At 63.9% G+C, this 255-nt stretch carries 1 protein-coding gene; it reads right to left on the bottom strand.

The window, feature by feature from the left end; all coding sequences use genetic code 11:
* Nucleotides 1-255, bottom strand: a 255-nt coding sequence (locus KW830_RS21175) for a methyl-accepting chemotaxis protein (RefSeq protein ID WP_255578951.1), incomplete at both ends; no start/stop codon positions are given.

Raw genomic sequence — 255 nt, 5'->3', positions numbered from 1 at the left:
CAGTGGATTCCTCCACCAACGCCGCGTTCTGCTGTGTCATCTGGTCCAGGTTGCTCACCGCCTGGTTCACCTGGCCAATGCCGTCGCGCTGCTCGGTCGAGGCCGCGGTGATCTCACCGATCAGGTCCGTCACCCGGCGCACGCTCTGCACGATCTCCTGCATGCTCTGGCCGGCCTGCTCCACCTGTTGCGAGCCCGATTCCACATTGCTCACGCTGGTGGTGATCAGGGCCTTGATTTCCTTGGCGGCTTCGG

It is taken from the genome of Comamonas sp. CMM03, from assembly GCF_019218715.1.
In the GTDB taxonomy this organism is placed as follows: domain Bacteria; phylum Pseudomonadota; class Gammaproteobacteria; order Burkholderiales; family Burkholderiaceae_C; genus Comamonas; species Comamonas terrigena.
The sequence above is the reverse complement of the archived record's forward strand: the minus strand, read 5'-3'. Positions and strand labels throughout refer to the sequence as shown.